Here is a 22700-nt window from a genome sequence, read left to right on the forward strand (position 1 = left end):
CTGTTGACACAAAAATAATAATTTCCTGGGGTCGAACTAATGAAACGTACTTTGACGGTTGCGGCAGCCCTATGTGTGCTGGCGCAACAAGCCCACGCGGCTGGTTTCATCGAAGACAGTAAAGCAGCGCTCAAGATGCGTAACTACTACATCAATAGCGATTACCGTGACGCCGCGACACCGGCGCAGAAAGCGGCGAATCAAAGTTATCAAGCCGAGTGGGGCCAAGCCTTTCAACTTGAGTTCATCTCCGGTTATACCGAAGGGCCCGTGGGTTTCGGGGTCGATGCGTTAGGCATGCTGGGCGTCAGACTAGACTCAAGCGCCGGCAAGCATGGCAATCCAACGGGCACCAACTTCGGCGGGGTGGTGTTCCCAAGCGATGGCGATCATGCGGTCGACGACTTCTCCAGCCTGGGGTTGACCGGGAAAGTGAAAGTATCGAAGACCGAACTGAAGCTGGGCACATTGGTCCCCAAGTTGCCGGTGATCTTCAGCAACGATGGGCGTTTATTGCCGCAAACCTGGCAAGGCACTCAAGTCACCTCGGCGGATATCAAAGACCTGACCTTGGTCGGTGGGCAAATTGAAGGGGTCAAGGGCCGCAACTCCAGCAATAACGAAAATATGTCCATCGCCGGCGCCAACAACCCGGTCACCGGCCGCTTCAGCAATAAATTCATCTACGCCGGTGGCGATTACAAACTGACCAAGGACCTAACCCTTCAATACTATTACGGCAATCTTGAGGACTTTTATAAGCAGAACTTTCTCGGTCTGATCCATAACTGTGCCATCGGCCCCGGCGTGCTGACCAGCGATGTTCGCTATTTCAACAGCCGGGACGATGGTGCAAACGGCCATGATCCCGCTTACTTCACCAGCGGCTACTACGGTGGCAATACGCTAAAAGGCAAGGTCGACAATAACCTGTTCAGTGGATTGTTTACTTACGCTGTGGCCGGTCACACCTTCGGCGCGGGTTATGAAGTCAGCAACGGCAACAGTGACTTCCCGTACTTGAACCAGGGCGACGGTCCGACCACTTACACCATCACGGAAATGCAGGTTCAGAAGTTCGTGCGTGCGGGCGAGAAGTCATGGCAGGCGCGCTACGCTTTCGACTTCGCGAAAGTGGGCCTGCCAGGGGCGACGGCGGGTGTCGTGTACGTCAAAGGCGACGACATCAATACCATCGCCTCCAGCGATTCCAGCGAGTGGGAGCGCGATATAACCCTGGCCTACGTCGTGCAATCGGGCCCGTTAAAAGGCGTTGGCGTCATGTGGAAAAATGCCATGGTGCGAAACAACATCCCGAACGCCCGTCAGCAAGACGAGAACCGCGTGATCATCAATTACCAGCTGGCATTGTTCTAGGCGGTCTGTGCCCGCTGTACTGGACAGGCAGCACTTTTACGAGTGTTGCGTGTACCTGCCGTTCTCTTCCAACGGCATGGTTTATTGCAGAGAAACATTGCCCTTGATTGGGGTAGGGCGGTGCAAGCGATCCTTCACCGCCCTTTTTTCTCCCGCCTCACGATCCCAATGCCTCCTGCCAGCCACGCCGCGCCAGCGGCAGATCCAGCAAGCGCTTGCCGGTGGCATCGCTGATGGCATTGCCCAACGCCGCCGCCATTGGCCCCTGGACGATTTCCGCGGCACCGAGGAATGGCTGGCCCGGCTGATCAAGCATCAGCACCTCGACCTGTTTCGGCATTTCGGCAAACCGCAGGATCGGATAGCCACTCCAGTCGAAGCTGTGCACGCCACTGGCGTCATAGAGGATGCGTTCATAGAGCGTCCAGCTGGCGGACTGCACGATGCCTCCCTGAATTTGATTGAGCAGGCCATCCGGGCTGACGATCTGCCCCACATCGACGGCGGCCACCACCCGATCGATCGTCACCTGTCCGGTCTGGCGTTGCACATGCAGCTGCACGGCAATCGCGCAGTAACCCATGATGTTTTTATAGCGCGCGAAGGCGAAGCCGACGCCGCTGCCGGGGCCGTTTGCCTTGTGTGGCCAGTTGAAGGCACTGGCCACACGCTCCACCACGGCCCGTGCCCGCGGGTCGCTCAAGTGATTCAGGCGAAATTGCACCGGGTCCACAGCGGCCTGTGCCGCCAGTTCATCCACCGTGCTTTCGATGGCGAACACGTTGATATGGGCGCCAAGCGAGCGCATGGCCGAGGTCCTGAATGGCATGCTCAGAACGAAGTTCAGGTCGACCTGCAGATTGGGTATTTCATACAGCGGAACGGCGTTACGGTCGCCGTCTCCTTCGGGTTGGGCGATGGGAACCGACGGTGCCGGAGTAAAGGGATTCGCCAGCAGCCACGCCGGCAGCAGGCGCCCGGCATTGACGATGCGTTCGTTGTGCGGCGTGCTCCAAAGTTGGTATTTCCAGTCACGCAGGTGCCCGCTGTCGTCGAGCCCCGCTTCCACCTCGGCGAGCATGGCCGAGCTGTAGGGCTCCCAGAGATTTTCCTGCTCGCGCATCCATTGCACCCGTATCGGCTTGCCGGGCAGCGCCATGGCGATCAACGCGGCATCGGCTGCGGCATCGTCCGCGCCGTTGTGGCCATAACAACCGGAACCTTCAGTGTGAATACAACGCACCTGAGCCACCGGCAAACCGACCATCTCGGCGATGCCCGCGCGCAACGGATAGACCCCTTGAGAATGGGTCCAGACGGTCAGCGTCCCGTCCTGGAACCAGGCCACCGCGCAGGACGGCCCGATGGAACCGTGCATCAGGTACTGCTTGGTCACCCGTGCCTTGTAGGCTCGCGGCGCCGATTGCGTGAGCGCACCCTTGGCGCTTACCGGGTAACGCCGCGCCGGCAACTCGGTGAGCAGTTGATGGATGTGCGCCGAGTCGGGCAGCGGATTGCCTTCCGTCCAGCGGGCACTGGCATAGCCTTCGCGCATCGCCTTGACCGCCAGCCATTCATCGGTGGCGACCACGGCGAGGTAATCGCCGTTGCGGATCAGTTTCACCACGCCGGGCAGTTGCTTGACGGCGGCCTCGTCAATGTCCAGCAGCCGGCTGCCGCGCCGAGGCGGACGTATTACCCGCGCGTGCAACATGTCGGGCAGGCGCATGTCCTGCACGTAGGCCGCACCACCGCTGACCTTGGCTGGAATGTCCAGTCGAGGCAGGGAGGTGCCGATCAGGGTGAAGCTGTCGGCAGGCTTGAACGGCGAGCTGGCCGACGCGAAGCGATGCAACTGCACCCCGACCACCGCTTGTGCGTAAGTCATGCTGCGGCCTTGCGCGTCGTAGATGACGGCGTCCCGTGTGCTCAGGCTGTCAACGCTGCGCTGCCATTGCCGGGCCGCGGACTCCAGCAGCAACTGACGCACCTGGGCCGCGGCATTGAACAGCGCGGTGCCGCTGTCGACGATCGAGTGGCTGCCGGCGGTATAGCCTTCGTTGGGCGTCAGTGCGGTGTCGGCGGTGAGAAAGCGGATGAGCCCGGGCGCCACTTCCAGGCGTTCGGCGGCGATCTGCAGGAGCGCGGTCTTGACCCCGGTGCCCAGCTCCACCTTACCGGTGTAGACGGTGATGCCCTCTTTCCCGTCGATGCGGATCCAGGCATCCAGATACGGCGTGGCCCGCAGGCTGCCCGGTAGATCAGGCGCCAGGATCGCTGTGCCCAAGGTGTCGACCTCGGTATCGGCGAAGGCGCGCGGAATGCCAGGGAGCATCGCGAAGCCCATCACCAACGCGCCATTGATCACGAAGGCGCGGCGGCTCAGGTCGACCTGCTGCGTTGAGCTTTTCATACCGTGCCCCCTTGGGCGATAACCGACTTGATCGCGGCGAGGATGCGCACATGGGTGCCGCAGCGGCAGAGGTTGGGTGCCATGTGGCGAAGGATCGTTTCGTCATCCGGATGCGGGTTGGCTTCCAGCAGCGCCTGGGCCCGTACGATCATCCCCGCGATGCAATAACCGCACTGGGCCGCCTGTTCCTCGATGAAGGCCTTCTGCAGCGGTCCCGGTTGCTCGGCGCTGCCCAGGCTTTCCACGGTGCGCACTGATTTGCCCGCCAGCGCGCCGCACGGCGTGAGGCAGGAGAACACCGGCTTGTCGTTCACCAACACCGTGCAGGCGCCGCACTGTCCCAACCCGCAACCGTACTTGGCGCCATTGAGCCCGACCTGATTGCGCAAGGCATAGAGCAGTGGCATGTCCGCCGGGATGTCCAGTTCATGCGTCTTGCCGTTGATCTCGAGTGTAATCACGGTTGCTGCTCCTCGGCCCGAATGCTCTTGATGGTTGGGTCCAGGTCCGTCCAGGGCCTGGTCGCACAGCTCTGGTCGCGCAAATACACGGCAATGGCCGCCAGGTGCGTGTCATCCAGGCTATGGGCGAAGGCCGGCATGTAATGGCTCGGCGCGGCGCTGGACATCGGGATGCCCTGCAGGAGGGTCTGGATCAGATTGCGCGGCGAGTCGGCCATCACGGCGGAGGTTTGCGCCAGGGCCGGTCTCGACTCAAGGACGCGCATCGGTGCGGCGGGGCCGTGGCAACTCGCACAGGCGCCGTCGAACAGCGAGGCGCCGAGAAGCGCCTGGGCACTGGGCCGGGCCGCAGCGGTGCAGGGCGGCAACGCCTCACCCGAGGAGGTTTTCTTCAAGTCGAGAATGTAGTGCGCGATGGCCTGGGCATCTTCCTTCGGCAACTGCGCAATGCTCAGGCTGACCGGCAACATCGGCCCGGCGGCGGCACCGTGTCCTTCGGCGACCTCGCCTGTCAGGTAGGCGACCAGCTGGGTTTCGTTCCAGGGATGTTCGGCCGTCGCCATTCCGCGCAGTCCCGGGGCCGTCCAGCCGTCGACGACAGCGCCGTTGAACAGTTCGCCGCTTTTCTCCCCGCCAATCAGGTTCAGGGGCGAATGGCAGGACGAACAGTGTCCGGGGCCTTCGACCAGATAGCGTCCGCGGTTCCATTGCGCCGAATGGTTGGGCAATGCTTCAAGAGGGTCGCCATGCAGGAACAGCAGGTTCCAGAAAGACACCAGCGGGCGGAAGTTCATCGGGAAGATCATGTGGTTTTCCGGCGCGGTGTAGTTGACCGGGTCCACGCTCATCAGGAAGGCATAGGTATCGGCGATGTCTGCGTCGGTCATCTTCCGGTAATGCACGTAAGGGAACGCCGGGTAGAGAAAGTGGCCGTCGCGCGCGACGCCTTCACGCATGGCCCGTTGAAAGGCCTCCGGCGACCAGCGGCCGATACCGGTTTCCCGATCCGGGGTGATGTTGGTGGTGAAGAGTGTGCCGAAGGGCGTTTTCAGCGGCAGGCCGCCGGCCATGTAGGCCCCGCCCGGCCGTGTGTGGCAGACCGCACAGTCGCCGGCTTCGGCAATCCGCCGGCCCCTTTCCTGGGCTTCGCGGCCTGCCTGTCGAGGCTCGCTGACAGGGGGGATTGCCGGCCGCCACATCATCCAGAACGCGAATCCCATCCCCACGACGCCGAGCGCCAGAACGGCACCGATGATCGTCTTGCGCTTCATCGCCTTACCTCTCGAGCTGAATAAACGACAGATCGTTCAATCCGCCGCGTGCGATTGGCGTACGGCGACTTTCTGTGGCATGAGCTTAAAGAGGGTAGTTGCGGCGGTGTATCCCATCGAGGCGCAACGCTTCATTGCGCCAAGCGCAACGGCGCTGCCCTGATAACCCGCGAACCGGGTCAGGCGCCCACCTTTGCTTTTTGCGAAAAGCTGCGTTGTGCAACCGATGGATTCTCCGACCGCGTCCGGGCACCTACCGTAGCGGTGTGAAAACAATCCACCACGGAGACTGCCATGAGTTTGCAATCGACCACCCTTTACGTGACCTACGACTTCATTTGCCCCTGGTGCTGGATCGGCGAGGAAAATCTCGAGCGTGCGCTGGCCGCTTCAGGTTTTTCAACGGACAGCCGTATTACATTTTTGCCTTATCAATTGAACCCGGACATGCCGGTTCAAGGCATGGACCGCAAAGCCTATCGCACCGGCAAGTTCGGCAGCTGGGCGCGTAGCCAGGCCATGGACGCACAGGTCACCCACGCGGCCAGGGCGGTCGGCTTGACGTTCGATTACGAGCGAGTCCTCAAGACCCCCAACACCCTCGCGGGACATCGCCTGGTATGGCGCGAACAGCAGGCGGGCAGAGACGCCTCGGTACTGGTCAAGGCCGTTTTCAAGGCGTACTTCGGCGAAGGGCGGGATATCGGTGACCTCGATGTCCTGGCCGACATCGCGGCTGAATCGGGGCTGGACCGCGGCGTCATCGTCGCCTTCCTCAACTCCGATGAAGGCACTGCCGAGGTCTTGCAACTTGAAGCCGCAACCAGGGCCGCCGGTGTGCGCTCGGTGCCCAGCATTCAGGTCGGCGAAGCCGTGATCAGTGGTGCCCAGCCCACCGAAGTGATGATTCAGATCCTGCGCCGCGACCAGGCCGCTTAAACCGAAATTTCCCCCTACGAAGGAAAACATCATGCCCCGTCAATTGTTCAGCCCGATCAACATCGGTCCGCTTACCCTCAAGCACCGCGTCGCCATGGCGCCTCTGACTCGCTCGCGGGCGGGCCAACCTGGCAACGTGCCGACCCCGATGAACGTCGAGTACTACCGTCAGCGCGCCAGTGCGGCGTTGATCATCAGCGAAGCCACACAGATTTCGCAGCAGGGCCAGGGCTACGCCTGGACGCCCGGCATCCACAGCGACGAGCAAGTCGAGGGCTGGAAAGCGGTCAGCGCGGCCGTGCACGCAGAAGGCGGGCACATCTTCCTGCAACTGTGGCATGTGGGCAGGGTGTCGCACCCGGTCTTTCAACCCGACGGTGGCCTGCCGGTGGCACCGACGGCGCAGCCGGTCCCCGGCAAGACCTTCATTTTGAATGAGCAGGGCGAGGGTGTCTGGGGCGATGTGCCTGTTCCTCAGGCGCTGGACATTCCTGGGATTGAAGCGATCGTCGACGACTACCGCAAGGCCGCTCGCAATGCGCTGCTGGCCGGAATGGACGGCGTGGAAATCCACGCGGGCAACGGCTACCTGCTCGACCAGTTCATCAACAGCGCGAGCAATCAGCGCAGTGATCGCTACGGGGGCAGTATCGAGAACCGTGCCCGGCTGCTTCTCGAAGTGGTGGAAGCCGTGACCGCGGAGGTCGGTGCCGAACGCGTTGCCGTGCGCCTGACACCGATGGGCCGTTTCATGGGCATGGACGACGACACGCCGGAACAAACCTTTGGCTACATTGCATCCCGCCTCAATCAGTGGAAGCTCGCGTACCTGCACCTGGTCGAACCGATGATGGTCGGCACCGTGCTGGACGAAAGCAACGATCCACGCTGGGACGCGATCATCAAGCAGCTGCGCACGGACTTCCGCGGCGTCCTGATGCTGGCGGGTGGTTACACCGGCGAAACCGCCGAACAGGCTATCGCCCAGGGACGCGCCGACCTCATCGCGTTTGGGCGCCCGTTCATTGCCAACCCCGATTTGCCCGCTCGTCTGCGGGACCGTGCCGGACTCAACCTGGCGGACGGCAGCCGCTTTTTCGGCGGTGATGCCAAGGGCTACATCGACTACCCGGCGCTGGCCTGACCCGGCGTCGAGTCCGGCTGCCATGGGTATCACCACACTACGAGGAGAAAGGTTATGAAGAGTCCAGACATGCCGAAGGCCTTGGTCATCGGTGGCTCCCTGGGGGGGCTGTTCGCCGCCACCGCACTGCGTGCAATTGGTTGGCACGTCGATGTGTTCGAGCGATCTCCCGTCGCGATGGATAGCCGTGGCGGTGGCATTGTTCTTCAGGCGGACGTCGTGCGGCATTTCGGCTACGCCGGTATCAAGCCGGCCCATGCGCTGGGTGTCCGCTCCCACGATCGCTTGTATCTGGATCGGGACGGCGCCATCGTGCACAAAGAGCCAATGCCACAAACCCAGACGTCCTGGAACACGCTTTACAACGCCCTGTCCGGCGCATTCCCGGCCGAGCATTATCACCGTGGCAAGACGCTGGTGGATCTGGTGCAGAACGAGCACCGGGTGACGGCGATGTTTGAAGACGGCAGCAGCGCCGATGCCGACCTGTTGATCGGCGCTGACGGTGCCGGTTCAACCGTGCGCAACCTGGTGTTGCCAGGGACGGACTTCACGTATTCCGGGTACGTGGTCTGGCGTGGTCTGGTTGATGAGCGCGAGCTGCCTGACTTCGCCAAGTCGCAGCTTTACGAGGACTTTGTGTTTCAGCAAGACCCTGAATCGCTGATGCTGGAATACATGGTGCCGGGCCTGGATGGCTCCGTTGATCCGGGCAGACGACGGTTCAACTGGCTGTGGTATCTGAAAGCGGCGCCAGGGCCGGAGCTGGATGCCGTGCTCACCGATAACACCGGGCATCGACGCAGCCACTCCATTCCGCCGGGGGCCTTGGCAATCGGGCAGGACGCTTACATACGGCAGCGGGGAGAGCAGCAGGCCAACCCGGCTTTTCGTGAGCTGATTCGGCAGACCCAGGATATTTTTGTCCAGGCGATTCTGGATCTCAAAGTCCCGCGAATGGTGTTTGGACGGGGGCTGTTGACCGGCGATGCCGCGTTCGTGCCACGCCCGCACACGGCCGGAAGCACCGCCAAGGCTGCGCGCAATGCGCTGTCGCTGGCACAAGCGATCGACGACATTGGCGATCTCGATAAGGCGCTCCTGGTCTGGCAGCAACAGCAACTGGCCGAAGGCTCGCGCATGGGCGACTGGGGCGTGAGCATGGGCAACCGCATCATGGGCATCGTCCCGTCCTGATTCACGCGCGCGCCATCGATTGAGCACAACGGTGCAAGACGGCCCGGGCCTGATCGTGCACAGTCATTACTTTTACGTTTGGATCGCGGACTTTACTCATGGATAAGTTGCTGGCGCTGAAAATGTTCGTCGAAACGGTCCGCTGCGGGGGGTATTCGTCAGCGGCACGCAAACTCGGCATCTCCACGTCGTCAGTGACGCGGCAGGTCGCGGGGCTGGAAAGTGAATTGGGCGCCAGCCTGCTCAACCGCACCACGCGCAATACCAGCGTCACGGTGGCGGGGCAGGGCTATTTCGAAAAAGCCGTGGCGATCCTCGAGGCCCTCGACGAAGCCGATGCCGTGATTGCCGACCGTGGCAGCGAAGCCCAGGGGCGCCTGCGGGTCAGTGTCCCGGTGGAATTCGGCCGGCGTATCATCGCTCCCCATCTGAATCGCTTGCTTGAGCGCTATCCCGGCCTGGAGATCAGCCTCTCGCTGAGTGACGAAGTCACTGACCTGCTCAGCCAGCAAATCGATGTGTCGGTGCGCCTCGGTTCCTCGGTCGTCAATGACGACATCGTCAGCAAGCCGGTGGGGGATTTCCAGCGTTGGGTGGTGGCCAGTCCCGACTACCTGATGCGCGCCGGGCTGCCGCGGCACCCGCGGGATTTGCTGGCGCATCAGTGCCTGCGTTTCGATTACCGCACGGCCCACCACAACTGGACGTTTCAGGGCGAGGAGGAAGTGCTCAGCCTGAACGTGCAGGGACGGCTGCAAAGCAACAACGCCGACATTCTGCGTGAAGCGGCGCTGGCCGGCGGCGGGGTGACCCTGCTGGCCGACTGGCTGGTGCGTGATGACGTCAGCGAAGGTCGGCTGACCCGCGTGCTCGAGCAGTATGAGGCCAACCCGGGCAGTGCCAGCACCTGCATCAACGCGCTGTACCTGCCCAACCATCGCGGTTCCAGTCGCATCAACGTGTTCATCGCGTTTCTCAAGGAAATACTCGGGTCCTGAGCCACCCATGCACGCAATTCGATACTGCGCCGTTGGGGGCACCAACCGGCGTACCAAGGTCAAAGCGGCGCTCCGGCCCCGCCGTTTCCCCCACACCACACAAAACCCTGTAGGAGCGAGCTTGCTCGCGATGGTCGTTAACGATAACGCGGGCTACCTGAACGAACGCGGCGCATTCGAGTCCATCGCCAGCATGCTGGCTCCTACATGTTTTGCTGTATTTTTCGGGCGTTCGGATCACGCCTTCGCTGGCCCTTGCAAATAAATCTTCGGCGAGCACCCCGTCCTTTCCTTGAAGCACCGATAAAACGTCGACAACGAATTGAACCCCGCCGCACTCGCAATCTCATCGATCCGCGATGCAACGCCCAACTCGTTCAGCCGCTGTAGCGCCTCATCCAGTCGCAACTGATTGAGAAACCCGTAAAACGTCTGCCCCCGGACCTGGTTCAGAAAAAACGAGATCTGGTTACGCGTATACCCGGTTGCCAGCGCCACATGGGACAAGTCCAACGTAGGGTCCAGATAAGGCTTGGACTGCTCGAAGTACTGCTGCAAATCATTGGCCAACGCCCCGACCTGGCGCGCTGACAAGCCTAACCGGCTAACGGCGTCGGCGCTGTAGGCAGGGCGGGGCACCGCAGCAACCTGGCTGACCAGCACCGCATGTTCGTTGACCTTGACGATCAACCCGTCCTTCACCGACAGCGCTTCGACTGTGCGGAATGAAACCAGGCCAGCGCTGCCATTGAGCGTCACGCGGTACTGCAAAAACGCAGTATCACCATCGATGCGCAGCCGGTCAGTGTAAGTCTGCAGCTCCTGCGAACCCAGCGGCATGCTCGCCCCGAGATAGTCGCGCAGTTGCGCGTAGGCGATGGTGCGGTTCTGGAAAAAATCGTTGTACTCGACGGCCGGGTGATACAGCGCCATCACGCCGTCGAGGTCGCGGCGTTGCCAGGCCTGGTGATAGCGCACCGCAACGTCGTGGGTCTGCGCGCTCGCCGGGTCAGCCAGGAAGGTGGGGGTGGTGGGTAAATCCGGTACTTCCACGACGGGCTCCAGGGCGCAGATCAGGGCGAAGTCATGAGTATTCCAGAAGCCGTGCTTTTCCGCCCGTGTCCGCTGCGAGGTTTGCGCCTGTGAAAGCTCCGATGATTGCTTTAGCGTCGGCCCATGAATTTTTTCGGAGCATGAGCGCATGACAGATCACCTCGCGAACCGGTCCCTGGCAGGCGCTCGGCCTTATCCTGTCTGGCAGGACAGTCGAATTTCCGCACCCGCCGCGCCGCGGCTCACCGGCGACGTGTTATGTGACATCGCGATCGTCGGCGGCGGATTTGTCGGATTGTGGACGGCGCTGATGGCACGGCAGCGCTGGCCTGACGCAACTATTGTGGTGCTTGAAGCGGGGCAGTGCGGCGGTGAAGCCAGCGGGCGCAATGGCGGGTTTTGCGCGCCGAGTATTTCCCACGGTGTGTCCAACGCGTTGAAACGCTGGCCCAAGGAAGCGGAGCAGTTGGTGCGGCTGGGCAGGGAAAACCTGGTGGCCTTCGAAGAGGATCTGCAGCGCTACGGCATGGACGCAGCGTTCGAGCGCTCTGGAAAACTCAACGTTGCCAGTCAGCCCTGGCAGGTTGACGGGCTGAAGTCGATGCAGCGCAACTACGAGCGCTTCGGTATCGACTGCGAATTTTTACCAGGCGAGTCGCTCAAGTCGCGCCTCGATTCGCCAGCCTATGTCGCCGGCCTCTTCGAGCCGAATTACGCCTTGTTGAACCCCGTCAAAATGGTCGCTGAATTGCGGCGGGTATGCCTCGCACAAGGTGTGCAGTTGTTCGAGCGCTCCCCGGTCAGCGCCTTGCGTCAGGACGGCATGCATCAGGTGCTGGACACCGGCCTGGGCACCGTCAAAGCCGCGAAAGTCGCCCTCGGCACCAACATCGCGCCGCCGTTGCTGGGTTCGCTGAAGTCCAAGGTCATTCCGATTTATGACTACGCCCTGGCGACCCAGCCGCTCAACGACGAGCAGCTACGCGACATCGGTTGGGTCGGACGCTACGGGATCGCCGACAGCGGCAACCAGTTTCATTACCTGCGCAAGACCGAGGATAACCGCATTCTCTGGGGCGGCTACGACGCCATCTATCACTTCGGCAGTCGCCGCGACGAGGCATTGACCCAGCGTCCCGAGAGTTTCGCGACCCTGGCCCGGCAATTTCAAGCGGCGTTCCCGGCCCTGGCGGACGTCACGTTCAGCCATGCCTGGGGCGGCATCATCGACACCTCGGCGCGCACCACGATGTTCTGCGGCACCTCGTCGGGTGGTCGTGTGGCCTATGCCCAGGGCTTCACCGGGCAGGGCGTGTCCGCCAGTCGTTTCGCGGCGTTGACCCTGCTCGATCTGCTCGAAGGGAAATCGACCGAACGCACCCGACTGGCGATGATCTCGACCGCGCCGTTTCCGTTTCCACCCGAGCCGTTGCGTTACGTGGGCGTGTCGCTGGCCCAGCGTTCACTGGCCCGCGAAGACCTGACCGGGCACCGCGACTGGTTGCTCAAAGGCTTCGATGCGCTGGGCATCGGTTTTGATTCTTGAACTGGAGTGAGCACGACCATGAGTAAACCCGAACACATCATCGACTTCGCCAACGCTGACCTGCCGGTCGTCGAGCTGGAAACCAGCGACCCGGCGCTGGTCGACACCCCGTATCGTAGCCGCAGCTGGCGGCATTTCGTCGAGCCGCAGAAGAAAGCCACCGGCGGAATCTGGGAGGCGCCCGAGCACCTTGAGCGCTGCGAGTGTGACTACGACGAGCTCTGTCACCTGCTCGAAGGACACGTCCGCCTGACCGACCGCCATGGCGTCAGCCAGGAGTTCAAGGCCGGCGCTACGTTCGTGGTCGCCGCCGGGTTCAAGGGCACCTGGGAGAACCTGACGCCGGTGCGCAAGGTGTTCATGATCCTCAAGGGCTGAGGTCTCAGTCCACCCGCGCAATCATTTCCAGTTCCCGCATCAGCCAGTCCGCAAAGGCTTTCGCCAGGTCATTCGCACCCCGTGGCGGCATGATGATGAAGTACGGATGCGGGGCTGGAAACTCGATATCGAACAGGCGGATCAACGTCCCCTGCGCCAATTGTTCGCCCGCCAGAATGTGGTCGCTGATGGTGATGCCGGTGCCGGCAATCGCCGCATCGATGGTCAGCGCGGCGTTCGGCAGGTAGATGTTTTGCCGGCCCTGAAGGCTGGGAATGCCCGCCGCCAGGAAGTAGCGGCTCCAGTCGTAACCTTCGTCCTCGTGCAACAGCACCTGTCGCTCCAGATCCCGTGGCTTGCGCAACGGCTCGCTGCCGTTCAGCAGGCGCGGGCTGCCCACCGGGAAATACATGATGTCGCCCAGCGCCGCGATGCGCTGGCCTTCGACTTCACTGTCGCCGAACGAAATCACCATGTCGGTGCTTTGATTGGCCTGGCCGATCGGCCACAGGTACAGCGACACGTCCGGGTAGTCCCGAAGAAAACGATCGAGAATCTTCGAGATGCGCGCCAGCAGCGCCGGAGCGCAGGCGATGCGCAAACTGCCGGAGGGCGTCGAGGTGGGCAGGGCGGTTTGAATGTCCCGCAGCTGCTCAAACGCGCCATTGACCAGCTGACTCAGTTTGCGGCCGGCCGAGGTCAGGTGCACGCCTTTGCCGGGGCGCTCCACCAGCGCGACTTCCAGTTCCTCTTCGAGCTTCTTGATCTGATGGCTGATGGCGCTGTGGGTAACATGCAGTTCCAGGGCGGCGGCGCCCGTGCTGCCTTGGCGGACGAGCGCATCGAACGCGCGCAAAGCGATCAGGGAGGGTAGTCGACGGGTCGCTTTAAGGGCCATGGCGATGTGCTTTTCGGTTAGTTAAATTCACATGAAAGCTAGAAAACAAATCATTTGATGTCAATCTGATTTGACTTGAAGATGGCTGCATGAGTGAGCGACTTAACCCGTTTGCAGCGAGGAATATCGAATGTCGGTTCAGCATGAGCATTTTGTCGACCTGGTACGGCTGGGTAAGTCCTACGGTGAAACCCGCGCGCTGAGCGACCTGACCCTGCACATCAAGCGCGGCGAATTCCTGACCCTGCTTGGGCCGTCCGGCTCCGGAAAAAGTACGACGCTGATGATGCTGGCGGGTTTCGAGCAACCGACTGAAGGCCGCATCGAACGCAACGGCGAGGACATCACGCATCTGCCGGCCGATCAGCGCGATTTTGGCGTGGTGTTCCAGGGCTACGCGTTGTTCCCGCACATGACCGTGGCACAGAACATCGCGTACCCGCTCAAGGTGCGTAAAGTGCCCGCCGCGCAGATCACTGAGAAGGTCGGGCAGATGCTCGAAAGGGTCGGCCTGGAGGGTAAGGGTAATCGCGGCATCAAGCAGCTTTCCGGTGGTCAGCAGCAGCGGGTCGCGCTGGCCCGGGCGCTGGTGTTCGAACCGTCGTTGCTGCTGCTCGACGAGCCGTTGTCTGCCCTTGATCGCCGCCTGCGCCAGGAGATGCAAGTCGAGCTGGCACGTATGCACAAAGAGTTCGGCACCACCTTCGTGTTCGTCACCCACGACCAGGAAGAAGCGTTGGCGCTCTCGGACCGGGTCGCGGTGTTCAATCATGGCCGGCTGGAGCAGCTGGGAACGCCGCAGCAAGTCTACGAACGTCCGGCGAGCCGCTTCGTGGCGAATTTCCTCGGCGATATGAACCTCCTCGGCGTGCAAGGCATTTTTCGCCAGGACGACACGCTGGTGTGCGATTACCACGGTCATCCGCTCGCGGTCACGCAGAGCGCCGACCACGTGGTGCCGAGCCATGTCGGCCAGAGCTGGCTGGCGATCCGTCCCGAGCACATCGACCTGCAGCCGTTCGCCCAGGCCGGCGGCGGCAATGGCGTGGTGGCGCACATGGAAAAACTGACCTACCTGGGCACTCATGTCAGCCTCGATATGCGGCTTGCGGACGCGCAACCGATGGCGCTGCGCATCCCGGTCAGCCACCCGATGTTAAGCAGCCTGGAACGCGGCCAGCCCTATTGGTGCTCGTGGTCGCGGCAGCATGGTCACCTGATTTCCGCTTAAAACAACAATGAAGCAACACACCTAATAAAAACTGGTTCGATCACCTGCCCACAACCTATTGCATGGGGTACCGAGGATGAAAGACAAACAGCGCTTTATCGACGACACCGTGGACATCGCCCGGGAACGACTCGAGGCTGGCACGCTCAGCCGTCGCAGCTTCAACCAGGCCCTGATGGTCGCGGCCGCCATGGCCGGGCTCGGTCCACTGCGCAGCGCGTTCGCCGCGGGTGGCTCGCTGGTGGTGTCCAACTGGGGCGGCGATGCGGTCCCGGCGTTTGAAAAAAGCTACGTGGACTTCAACGCCGCCAGCGGTCTTCAGCTCAAGATCGACGGCAGCGGCCCTACCGAAGGGGCGGTCAAGACCCAGGTCAACAGCGGCGCCGTGCGCTGGGATGTGTGCGACGGCGAAATGTATTCCTCGTACCGCCTGGGCAAGGAAGGCGTCCTGGCCCCGATTGATTATTCAGTGGTCGACCGGTCACTGATCGGCTACGGCGACATTCATGAATTCGGCCTCGCGAACTACACCTACAGCTACGTGATCGGCTACGACGCCAAGCGCTTCGGCAAGAACCCGCCGAAAAGCTGGGCGGATTTCTGGGACGTCAAGAAGTACCCCGGCAAGCGCACGCTCTACAAATGGATGAGCGCCAACCTCGAGTGCGCCTTGCTGGCGGACGGCGTCGCCCCGGACAAGCTCTATCCGCTGGACGTCGACCGCGCACTGCGCAAGATCGAAGAACTCATGCCGCACGTGGTCACGCACTGGTCGACCGGTGCCGAATCGCAACAGCTGCTGCGTGACGGCGAGGCCTCGATGGGGCAGATGTGGCACACCCGCGCCGAGCTGGTCAAACACGACACCGGCGGCGCCATCGACTGGACCTTCGATAACGCCATCGTCGCCCCCTCGGTGTGGATGGTGCCCAAGAGCAACCCGGCCGGCGCCGCGAACGCCATGAAGTTCATCGCCTATGCGCTGCGCCCGGAGGTTCAGGCGAAGCTGATGGAGGTCTACAACATGGGCCCGGTGGACTCGAAGGTGAACGCCTTGCTCTCGCCCGAGCTGCAGCGCATCAACCCCACCGCGCCGGAGAACCTGCGCAAGCAAGTGTCGATGAACAACCTCTGGTACGCCGATCACTACGGTGAAACGCTCGAACGTTACCTGGCTTTGATTGGTGGCTGATATGCGACTCGGTTCCCAAGGCACGTTGCGGATCTATGCGCTGCTGATCCTGCCGTTGCCGCTGATCATCCTGGTCGGTTACCTGTTGCCGACGCTGGGCGTGCTGGGCTGGAGCTTCAGCCTGCCGCAACCCGGCGTCCAGCATTACGCGACCATCATCGACAGCGCGACCCTTCACGCGGTGATCTGGCGCACGCTGCGGATCTGCCTGCTGACCACGCTGATCAGCGTCGCGATCGCCTACCTGATCGCCTATCGCTGGCGATTTGCCTCAGGGCGGGGGCGGCAGTTCATCGAGTTGTTCGTGCTGTTGCCGTTCTGGCTGTCGATGCTGATTCGGGCGTTCGCCTGGCTGGTGTTGCTGCGTAACGACGGCTTGATCAACCAGAGCCTGCTGACCCTGGGGATCGTCGACGAGCCGCTGGCGTTGGTGCGCAATGAAGTCGGGGCCTTGATCGGCATGGTGCATTTCATGGTGCCGTACGCAGTGCTGCCGTTGCTGTCTTCCATGCGCCAGATCGACGACGGCTTGCTGCGGGCGGCGAGCAGTCTGGGGGCGGGGCGCTGGGCCACGTTGAAAGACGTGTTTCTACCCCTCACCGTACCGGGCGTGGCGGCGGCATCGGCCACGGTGTTCGTATTCAGCCTCGGCTGCTTCGTCACCCCGGCGCTGTTGGGCGGTGGCAAGGCGGCAATGTTGGCGGAGAGCATCTACATCCAGATGTTCCAGCTCTCCAACTGGGGCCTGGGCGCCGCACTGAGTATTGTCCTGATGTTGATGGTCGCGGTTTGCGCGGTGGTGTTCGGCAAACTGGTGGGCTTTGGTCGTTTTACCGGGAGAACCGCATGAGTACGTTGCCCACAATGACCCGGCTGGCGGCGCGAACGCCTGCCGCCGCCCGATTCAAACCGCGCATCGATCTCGCCAGGTGGTTGTCGTTTGCCGGTCTGCTGCTGGCGGCAGGGTTTCTGCTGCTGCCGATCCTGGTGATCGTGCCGCTGTCATTCGGTGATCAACGCTACCTGGCGTTTCCGGACGGTGCGTGGTCATTGCGGCACTACCTTGAGCTGCTCAATACCGCGTGGCTGAGCTCGATCCTGCAAAGTCTCGGGCTCGCGGCGGCCGTCGGTGTGGTCAGTACGGCGCTGGCGTTCATGTTCGCCACCGGGATCTGGCTGGAGCCGCGTTACCGCGTTGCGCTCACCGCCGTGGTGTTGCTGCCGATGATCGTGCCGCAGGTGGTGTCGGCCATGTCGATCTACTACCTCGGGGCGAAGGTGCAGCAGCTCGACACGCTGCTGGGTGTGGGGTTCGGCCACTTGATGATGGCGTTGCCGTACTCGCTGATCGCCATGCTGGTGGCTTACAGCCGGCTTGAAACCAGTCTGTACAAAGCCTCTCGCTCGCTGGGCGCCGGGTTGTGGATGACCATCCGCCAGGTGTTGATGCCCAACGTGCGGGTTGGCCTGGCGGGGAGTTTCTTCATGGCGTTCATCATGTCCTGGGAAGAAGTCGTGGTTACGCTGTTCACCAGTGGCCTCAACGTCATTACCTTGCCCAAACGGATCTGGGATGGCCTGCGCTACAACCTGGACCCGGCCATCGCCGCCGTCTCCACCCTGATGATCTTCATCACTCTGGTCGTGCTGTTGGTGCGCCTGTACCGGCACGACAAGAACGCTGACACACCGGGTCGCTAGCCGACCCGCCATCCTTCGGCTTTTCACTGTTTACCCGTGCACCTTTTCCCTAAGGAGGGATACCTCATGATGACTGCATTTCCCCTGCGCACTTATCGTCAACGCATCGAAGCGGTAAAACGCCGCATGAGCGAACGTGGCCTCGATGCGCTGGTGGTCAATTACCCGGACAACATCAACTACCTGACCGGTTTCGACAGCCTGGGTTTTCTCTGGTATCAGGCACTGATCATCTCGCCGAAACTGGCTGATCCGATCTTCCTGACCCGTACCAGCGAGGAGCCGTGCACCTATGAACTGTCGAGCATGGAGGAGGGGATTTTCTACGACATCGCCAAGCAGGATCCGCTGCGCATCGTCGCCGATTCGCTCGAGGAACTGGGGCTGAGCCAGGGGCGTATCGGTCTGGAAATGCAGGCCTCGACCTTCAGTCCGCTGCAATACACCACGCTGCTGCGGCACATGCCGAACGCGCATTTCGAGGACGCTTCGGTGGTGGTCGCCGAGGAGCGACTGATCAAGACCGCCGAAGAAATCGAGTACCAGCGCAGTGCTGCGCGCATGGCGGATTACGGCATGCGTGCCGCGTTTGAGGCGTTGCGTCCGGGCATGTCGGAAGTGGAGATTTCCGGCATCGTCTCCAAGGCGTTGGGCGAGGCGGGGAGCGAGTATTCGGCGATCAGCCCGATGTGCGCGACCGGACGCCGCAGCACCATGACCCACGCGATGCCGCATCGCCTCACCATCAGTCCTGGCGACGTGGTGATTCTTGAGCATGCGGGCGTGTGCAACCGTTATCACGCGATCCTGATGCGCACCGCAGTCATCGGCAAACCGACGGCGCGGGTGCGGGAGGTGTCGACCTTGCTGACGGAAGCGTTCAACGCCGCCATCGACGTGGCGAAGCCGGGCACCCCGGTCGGTGAGGCCAACCGGGTGTGCAACGAGATCCTGGATCGCATCGACCTGTCGCGGACCCGCGTGCACCGGATCGGCTATAGCCTCGGGCTGGCGTATCCACCGACCTGGCTCGAAGCGATGATGGTCGATGAGGCCGACGATCATGTGTTCCAGCCGAACATGTCGTTCTCGATCGAACCGAACCTGTCGCTGTATTCCGAAGGGTTTGGTCTGAAACTGGGCGACACGGTGTTGTGCGAAGCGGAGGGCTCGCGCAGCCTGTCGGAGATTCCACCCGAGCTGACGATCATCGACTGAGGAGCCGCTTATGTCTGCATTGATGGACGTTTTCTGGCATGACGATGTGCTGCGCCACGACACCGGCTACGGCGTGTTCGAGGCGCCGCCCAGCAACCTTCTGGACACACAGACCCAGCACCCGGAAAGCAGCCCGCGGCTGATCAACATGCGGGCGATTCTGCGTAATGGGCCGGTGGCCGGGAATCTGGCCTGGCACGCCGGCCGGCACGCGACGCGGGACGAACTGTTGCGCTTCCACACGGAGGATTACCTAAGGGCAATCGAGGCGGCGGATCAACAGGGGCGGCGATTCAGCAGCACCACCTTGATCAATGCCGGAGGGTTGTCCGGGCTGCTCGCCGCCGCCGGGACCAGTGTCGCGGCGCTGGAGCAAACGCTGCGTGAGCGGCGTCCCGCCATGGCACTGGTGCGCCCGCCGGGTCACCACGCGGCGCCGGACATGGCGGACGGCTACTGCTTTTTCAACAACGTCGCCGTGGCAGCGCGGGCTGCCCAGGCGGCGGGCATTGAGCGGGTCGCCATCGTCGATTGGGACGTGCATCACGGCAATGGCACCCAAGAGGGTTTTTATCGGGATCCGACGGTGCTCACGGTGTCAATGCACATGGACCATGGCGCCTGGGGGCCCAGCCATCCACAGACCGGTGGCGTTGATGAACGGGGCAGCGGCGCGGGTGTCGGCAGCAACCTGAATATCCCGTTGCCGATGGGGTCGGGAGACCTGACCTACGAGTTGGCGTTCGAACGGTTCGTCGAGCCGGCGTTGACGGCGTTTACGCCGCAACTGTTGATCATCGCCAATGGCCTCGATGCGTCGCAATTCGATCCCAATGGACGGCAATTGCTGACCATGAACGGCTTCAATCGCCTCGCCCAACGCGCCCGGCAATTCGCCGATGGGCATTGCGAAGGACGCTTGTTGATTGTCCAGGAAGGCGGCTACAACCCGGCCTACAGCGCATATTGCCTGCACGCAGCGACCCAGGGCTTTCTCGGACAGGCATCAACCCTGGCGGATCCGCTGGCCTACATGCCGGTATTCGAGGCGCGGAGTGAGGCGGATGTCCAAGCGTTGGACAAGGCGTTGCGGGAGGTGGGTTGGGCGCTTTGACAAGGTGCGCACCGAACATGTGTACGGCACAGGTCAACTGTAGGAGCCAGCTTGCTGGCGATCGCGGTGGGTCAGGCGATGGCTTTATTGCTGGACGGAAGCTATCGCCAGCAAGCTGGCTCCTACAGGGATTTGCGGTGTACTGCTACGGCAGCGCCATGATTGCTCGGGCGGCGATGTCGGTGCCGCGGGTCGCCTGCATGTTCTGGCTGATTGATTGCAGGCGTTGTTTCATCGGTTGATCAGCCAGCATTTGTGCCAGCGCGGCCGGCAAGGCCGAGAGGGGGTCGGCAAACCGTGGCAGGTAGCGACCGACGCCAACTTCCTCGGCGCGCGCGGCATTGTCGTGGCCGTCCCAGCAGTACGGAATGATCAATGACGGCAAACCGAAATACAGCGCTTCGCAAAAGCTGTTGTTGCCACCGTGGTGGATGAACAACTGGCATTCCTTGAGCACCGCCGGCTGTGGAAACCAGCTGTCCAGGTACACGTTGTCCGGGACGGTGCCGTACATGTCCCGATAGGCGCCGACGTTGATCAGGAACCGATACGGCAGGTGTTCGATGGTGCCGATCAGGCGCTTCATCATCCCGGTGTCGGCGGCCCCGAGGCTACCGAAACTGACGTAGATCAGCGGCGCGTCGTTGTGCCGCGGGAAGTCGGGAACGATGTAAGGCGCTTCGCGCCGCACGCAACCGTCGAGGTAGACATAACGCTGCGGGTCCAGCGGCGGCTGGCGGTCATAGCGCACCGGTGTCGGCGACAGCAGCAGGTTCAGCCACGGCGAATCAACGAGAAATTGCCCAGGCGGACAAGGCGCCGTGCCGTTACTCGCGAGAAACTGCGAAAAACGTTCATGGGCCGGCGCTACCGCTTCCAGATAGTGCTCGGCAAAACGTTCACGCGCCTCGCTGTCGCCGGCCAGACAGCCCGACAGATAAGGCGGCACGGCAGCGTCCGGCAGTTCGGTTTCGGCGCAGGACACCATCCGCACCCACGGGCAACCCGCGTTGGCGATGGCAGGGAACATGACCACGTTATCGAGGACGATAACGTCCGGCTTGAGACGACCCAGCAACTGTTGCAACGGCTTTTCCGCTTCGATCGCCGTGTCGATGATCGCTTCCCAGGCCGGCGCCACGTAGCTGTCGATCTGCGCCAGCGGAGTCTGGTCGAAGTAGGGGATGTTGCGCTCGATAAAGCGCTCCCAGTAATGCTGATGTTCCGCCGCCGACAAGGGACTGGCTTGCGGAATCGGGTACTCGTCGAAGCCGTACTCGGCGAAGAGCCCCTGGAAATGCTCGTGGCAGATAAAGACCGGTTTTGCTCCCAGCTCACGCAGTGACTGGGCGATACCAATGCAGTTCAAGGCCGCGCCGAAACTGGCTTCCGGAAACAAGGCGATCAGTTTGTGTGTGTGCATGGCGAAGAAAGTCCATGGCGGATAATGCCCGCCGTGCCTGAGATGACTGGATGCTGTCTTATTTTATAAAAAAAATCATCCTGTTTTTTTAAGCGATTCAACGGCGCCCGAACAACTGGCTCTGCGGAATGCCACGGTTGGCGGTTTGCGGGCGCTGGGCCGCGCTCAGGCGCAAGTGCAGGCGCAGCAGGTCGGCCGCGATCTCCAGCTGTCCGCGTTCGATGTGCGCAATGATTTGCAGGTGTTCGCGCAGGGCTTCCTGCAGGCGGTGAACGCTGACGCTCGGCAACAGGTTCGGCAGGCGCCGCAGGCTCTGATGCTGGAGCAGGGCGTCGCCGATAAAGCGGTTGCCGCAGCTCTGGCCGATCAGTTCATGGAAGCTGATGTCCAGCTCGCGAAACTGCTGGATATCAAAGTGCTCGACCGGGCTGGCGAGCAGGGTTTGCATGGCGCTGCGCAGCAAGGCCAGGCGTTGCGGGTCGGCGCTGAAATTAGGGTTTAGCAACGCTTCCGGCTCAAGGATCAGGCGGAATTTCAGGCTTTCCTCAAGGGCGGCCAGGCTGTTCAGTGAAGGACGGAACAGCCAGGACTGGCCGGGCCCGCGCTCGATCGCCTGGCTTTCGCTCAACTGCTGCAGGGCTTTCTGCGCTGCGGGCCGGCCGATGTCATAACGACGCATCAGCTCGCTGATGCTGATGCTGTCCCCGAGGCGTCCGGCCATACGGTCGCGCAGGACCGAGGTTGCCAGTTCTTCTTCCTCGGCTTGCGGCAAGGCGGCGTTGAAGGCCTGGCCGCCCGGCGCGGCGAGCAATCGATAGCCTTTGCCGGCTTCGTGGCTCAGCAGGTTCTCTTCCAGCAGGACTTTCAGCGCGCCGCGAATCAGCGTGCGCGACACTTGGAACGTGCGTGAAAGCGCTTGCTCGGCGACCGGATCGCCGGCCACCAGCCCGGTTTCCTGGGTGTGCTCCAGGATCCGCCGGGCGAGTTCCAGGTGATTGGTGCGGGGTTTTTTCTCGGGTGTCGTGCTCAAGCGTCTTATCTCTTTTGGTCGCTTCGGACTCAGGTGCTCATCTTAAGCCATGCACTGCCGAACCGTCAGGCATGAAAAAAGCGTTGACATCTTTCCGTGCTGGTCCTAATTTCTAA

20 protein-coding genes are annotated in these 22700 nt (G+C 62.1%); 13 read left to right on the forward strand and 7 right to left on the reverse strand.

The window, feature by feature from the left end; translation table 11 throughout:
- Positions 1–39: 39 nt before the first annotated feature.
- Positions 40–1377, forward strand: a complete 1338-nt coding sequence (locus tag NTD84_RS14590; protein WP_262166685.1) for an OprD family porin — start codon at positions 40–42, stop codon at positions 1375–1377.
- A gap of 157 nt (positions 1378–1534) precedes the next feature.
- On the opposite strand, the gene NTD84_RS14595 is transcribed toward NTD84_RS14590, so the two are convergent.
- The 3 genes from NTD84_RS14595 to NTD84_RS14605 are packed head-to-tail and all read right to left on the reverse strand — an operon-like array spanning position 1535 to position 5522.
- Entirely contained in the window at positions 1535–3790 is a 2256-nt protein-coding gene (locus NTD84_RS14595) for a xanthine dehydrogenase family protein molybdopterin-binding subunit (RefSeq protein ID WP_262166688.1), read from the reverse strand.
- Positions 3787–4251 (reverse strand): (2Fe-2S)-binding protein, encoded by a 465-nt coding sequence (locus NTD84_RS14600; RefSeq protein WP_262166690.1) that lies wholly within the window; start codon positions 4249–4251, stop codon positions 3787–3789. Before NTD84_RS14600 ends, NTD84_RS14595 begins: the two co-directional genes overlap by 4 nt.
- Complete coding sequence (locus NTD84_RS14605; protein ID WP_262166692.1) at positions 4248–5522, reverse strand: c-type cytochrome; 1275 nt, start codon at positions 5520–5522, stop codon at positions 4248–4250. The genes NTD84_RS14600 and NTD84_RS14605 overlap by 4 nt, the downstream gene beginning before the upstream one ends.
- Before the next feature lie 294 nt (positions 5523–5816).
- Here NTD84_RS14605 and NTD84_RS14610 point away from each other — a divergent pair, with 294 nt between their 5' ends.
- From NTD84_RS14610 to NTD84_RS14625, 4 genes are all read left to right on the forward strand, one after another.
- Positions 5817–6461: a DsbA family oxidoreductase gene (locus NTD84_RS14610; RefSeq protein WP_262166695.1), complete on the forward strand. Its 645-nt coding sequence runs from the start codon at positions 5817–5819 to the stop codon at positions 6459–6461.
- A gap of 31 nt (positions 6462–6492) precedes the next feature.
- Positions 6493–7605 (forward strand): alkene reductase, encoded by a 1113-nt coding sequence (locus NTD84_RS14615; RefSeq protein ID WP_262166697.1) that lies wholly within the window; start codon positions 6493–6495, stop codon positions 7603–7605.
- Positions 7606–7659: 54 nt separating this feature from the next.
- Positions 7660–8802, forward strand: coding sequence for an FAD binding domain-containing protein (locus tag NTD84_RS14620; protein ID WP_262166699.1), 1143 nt, complete (start codon positions 7660–7662; stop codon positions 8800–8802).
- A gap of 98 nt (positions 8803–8900) precedes the next feature.
- Positions 8901–9800 (forward strand): LysR family transcriptional regulator, encoded by a 900-nt coding sequence (locus tag NTD84_RS14625; protein WP_262166702.1) that lies wholly within the window; start codon positions 8901–8903, stop codon positions 9798–9800.
- A gap of 237 nt (positions 9801–10037) precedes the next feature.
- Here NTD84_RS14625 and NTD84_RS14630 read toward each other — a convergent pair whose 3' ends face one another.
- A complete protein-coding gene (locus NTD84_RS14630; RefSeq protein ID WP_262166705.1) occupies positions 10038–11003 on the reverse strand; it encodes a nuclear transport factor 2 family protein in 966 nt (321 codons plus the stop codon).
- Between NTD84_RS14630 and NTD84_RS14635 the strand changes: the two genes are divergently transcribed.
- On the forward strand, positions 11002–12399 hold the full coding sequence (locus NTD84_RS14635) for an NAD(P)/FAD-dependent oxidoreductase (protein WP_262166708.1): 1398 nt from the start codon (positions 11002–11004) through the stop codon (positions 12397–12399). The two genes, NTD84_RS14630 and NTD84_RS14635, sit on opposite strands and share 2 nt — an antisense overlap.
- 18 nt (positions 12400–12417) lie before the next feature.
- Positions 12418–12777: a cupin domain-containing protein gene (locus NTD84_RS14640; protein WP_262166711.1), complete on the forward strand. Its 360-nt coding sequence runs from the start codon at positions 12418–12420 to the stop codon at positions 12775–12777.
- Between the two features lie 4 nt (positions 12778–12781).
- Here NTD84_RS14640 and NTD84_RS14645 read toward each other — a convergent pair whose 3' ends face one another.
- The gene (locus NTD84_RS14645) at positions 12782–13675 is read right to left on the reverse strand and encodes a LysR family transcriptional regulator (RefSeq protein ID WP_262166713.1); all 894 of its coding nucleotides are present in this window, start codon (positions 13673–13675) and stop codon (positions 12782–12784) included.
- 130 nt (positions 13676–13805) lie between these two features.
- On the opposite strand from NTD84_RS14645, the gene NTD84_RS14650 reads away from it, so the two are divergent.
- The 6 genes from NTD84_RS14650 (at position 13806) to NTD84_RS14675 (ending at position 20131) form a co-directional block, all read left to right on the forward strand.
- Entirely contained in the window at positions 13806–14906 is a 1101-nt protein-coding gene (locus NTD84_RS14650) for an ABC transporter ATP-binding protein (protein ID WP_262166716.1), read from the forward strand.
- A gap of 76 nt (positions 14907–14982) precedes the next feature.
- Positions 14983–16098: an ABC transporter substrate-binding protein gene (locus NTD84_RS14655; RefSeq protein WP_262166718.1), complete on the forward strand. Its 1116-nt coding sequence runs from the start codon at positions 14983–14985 to the stop codon at positions 16096–16098.
- Between the two features lies 1 nt (position 16099).
- The gene (locus NTD84_RS14660) at positions 16100–16948 is read left to right on the forward strand and encodes an ABC transporter permease (RefSeq protein ID WP_262166719.1); all 849 of its coding nucleotides are present in this window, start codon (positions 16100–16102) and stop codon (positions 16946–16948) included.
- Positions 16945–17799 (forward strand): ABC transporter permease, encoded by an 855-nt coding sequence (locus NTD84_RS14665; RefSeq protein WP_262166720.1) that lies wholly within the window; start codon positions 16945–16947, stop codon positions 17797–17799. Before NTD84_RS14660 ends, NTD84_RS14665 begins: the two co-directional genes overlap by 4 nt.
- Positions 17800–17865: 66 nt before the next feature.
- Positions 17866–19017, forward strand: a complete 1152-nt coding sequence (locus tag NTD84_RS14670) for a M24 family metallopeptidase (RefSeq protein ID WP_262166721.1) — start codon at positions 17866–17868, stop codon at positions 19015–19017.
- Between the two features lie 10 nt (positions 19018–19027).
- On the forward strand, positions 19028–20131 hold the full coding sequence (locus NTD84_RS14675) for a hypothetical protein (protein WP_262166722.1): 1104 nt from the start codon (positions 19028–19030) through the stop codon (positions 20129–20131).
- A 145-nt stretch (positions 20132–20276) separates the two neighbouring features.
- On the opposite strand, the gene NTD84_RS14680 is transcribed toward NTD84_RS14675, so the two are convergent.
- Positions 20277–21554, reverse strand: coding sequence for a glycosyltransferase (locus tag NTD84_RS14680; protein ID WP_262166724.1), 1278 nt, complete (start codon positions 21552–21554; stop codon positions 20277–20279).
- A 97-nt stretch (positions 21555–21651) separates the two neighbouring features.
- Positions 21652–22584 carry a GntR family transcriptional regulator gene (locus NTD84_RS14685; protein WP_262166727.1) on the reverse strand — a complete coding sequence of 311 codons (933 nt, stop codon included), beginning with the start codon at positions 22582–22584 and terminating at the stop codon, positions 21652–21654.
- Positions 22585–22700: the final 116 nt, after the last annotated feature.

It is taken from the genome of Pseudomonas sp. 14P_8.1_Bac3 (genome assembly GCF_025466085.1).
Classification (GTDB): domain Bacteria; phylum Pseudomonadota; class Gammaproteobacteria; order Pseudomonadales; family Pseudomonadaceae; genus Aquipseudomonas.